This window comes from Flammeovirga agarivorans (assembly GCF_012641475.1).
Lineage (GTDB): Bacteria > Bacteroidota > Bacteroidia > Cytophagales > Flammeovirgaceae > Flammeovirga > Flammeovirga agarivorans.
Genome location: NZ_JABAIL010000040.1, coordinates 1 through 1,897, shown reverse-complemented (window position 1 = coordinate 1,897; position 1,897 = coordinate 1). Strand labels below are relative to the sequence as shown.

Below are 1,897 nucleotides of genomic sequence, written 5' to 3'. Positions count from 1 at the left end.
CTCTTAATGAGCTTTTATTTTCATTATGCTTGCTTTCCATTTAGTTTATCTTTTCCCAATTATACCCAACGAATTTGCTATGCAGCGAGCGAGGACGCGTCGGCCGAGACTTGATGTATAGCTGGTGTTGTAGTCTTTTTAATTTAGTAAACTTCAGGCCTATTTAATGAAAAAACTTCGGTACCTAAAATATTTAATTTAGAAATTAATTTTTCACTTCCTTCAGATATTGCTATATCTCTTTCCTTTTTTGTAATTGGAATCATCCATAAAAAAGTGATTTTTGATTCTCTAAAATTACCCAACTTTATTTCATCTGTTTGATGATATCTTTTTGGTTAATAATACAGATTCAAACCTATCATTTATTTTTAAATTTAGTGTATGACCTTCACCTAAAAAAGTAATGTTTTCCCAAGGTGTTTTAGATATTGGACCAATTTGATTCGCTATTTCTTTAAAATGCGTTTCTGTTAAATCATTAACTCTTAACCCTAACTCTATTCGATTAAAATTCTGATAGTCTTCAAGATATAACTCAACTGTTGGCATTGGTAAAAATGATAAGGCAACAGTTGATATGATAGTCGAGGAATTTTGCACTTTTTTAAATAGCCCTTTAGAAGGCCATTCACCACCATCAATTGCAAAATAGTTATCATACATACCAAAAGTTTCTATGTATGCATTCAGAACTTGATTTTGAATATCTTTAAAAAGATTCTTAGTCGGTTGTCTTAAAGAATTCCAAAATTTAAACAGCTTTTGAAGCTCGTTTTATATATGTATTTTCTGTGGTAAGTTCCCAAGCTAATGAACTATTATCTAAACAATTTTTTGCATAACCATGGAATCCTTTGTCACCACTCCAACTTGGGATAATAGAAAGAATTCGACCTTTCTCTAATAAGATAGCAGAATCGCCTTCTTCGTTCCATAGAATCTGTAAATCTGATTTATTTAGTTTTCCTTCACCTAAAGGATATTTACAAAATTGTTTAGGTTGCATTGGAGGTAAACCTCTTTCCATTTCAACAGAGTTTAATTTTTCTGGAGCTTCTTTCAGATTTCTAACCCAACAAGATTTTACATTATACTTTGAGTTATCTTGGCTCCATAAATAAAAATATACTACTCTATCATCTTGTTCCACTATTGCTTTTATTGGACAATTAGGTGATTCTTGACTTAATAGTATTTCTGGCTCTGAATATTGCATCTAATTTTTGTTTGTTTGCTTAAATTGACTACAACGAAATTGCTAAACAGCGAGCGAGGTCGCGTCGACCGAGACTTGAAGTTTTAGCTGTTGTTACCTACTTTTTAATTTTTCAATTTGGTCTTTCATTTTCCCTGTTCCAATCATAATGTCGTGATGATTTATGATTAAAATCCATTCATACTTTTTTGAAACAATCAATATTTCATCAGTCCGCGAAGACTCCCAAAAAATTTTATTAAACGCCTTTATTGTTCCATCATAATTCCAAAATTTAGTTTGTCCATTAACAGATTCACCAAGCAAAAACCACACTTTTTCTGACGAATCAAATAATGACTCTAGGTCAAGAGTCTTATAATTTACTGGAATTGCAGAGTAGTCATCCACTAATGTTTCCCATATCCACCTTGAGTTTTTAATTGAGGTAAACCTTGTCCAAATTTTAGATTCAATTTCTTTCCATTCCTTAATGTTTACCTCTGAAAATTCATCTTTAGAAAGATTCAGTTGTTCACAGAGTTTCTTTATTTCGACACGTAAATCTGTCCAAGTTCTTTTCCTCTTTGATTTTATATGTCTGTCTTTATTCATTCTAATTGTAGGTAACGTAATGGCTAAACTACGACCAGCGGGTGCGTCACCCGATGGATGGAGATTAGCTATTGTTCTCAGCTG

Annotated in this window: 4 protein-coding genes; all 4 read right to left on the bottom strand. The window is 32.1% G+C overall.

What is annotated here, in order from left to right; translation table 11 throughout:
* Window positions 1-143: 143 nt before the first annotated feature.
* Window positions 144-305, bottom strand: a complete 162-nt coding sequence (locus HGP29_RS29145) for a suppressor of fused domain protein (protein ID WP_394354077.1) — start codon at window positions 303-305, stop codon at window positions 144-146.
* 7 nt (window positions 306-312) lie between these two features.
* The gene (locus tag HGP29_RS29040; protein ID WP_168885795.1) at window positions 313-666 is read right to left on the bottom strand and encodes a suppressor of fused domain protein; all 354 of its coding nucleotides are present in this window, start codon (window positions 664-666) and stop codon (window positions 313-315) included.
* An 88-nt stretch (window positions 667-754) separates the two neighbouring features.
* Window positions 755-1,219, bottom strand: a complete 465-nt coding sequence (locus HGP29_RS28070) for a hypothetical protein (RefSeq protein ID WP_168885794.1) — start codon at window positions 1,217-1,219, stop codon at window positions 755-757.
* 93 nt (window positions 1,220-1,312) lie between these two features.
* The coding region (locus HGP29_RS28065; RefSeq protein WP_211093446.1) for a DUF6756 family protein at window positions 1,313-1,897 on the bottom strand (585 nt) is incomplete at its 5' end.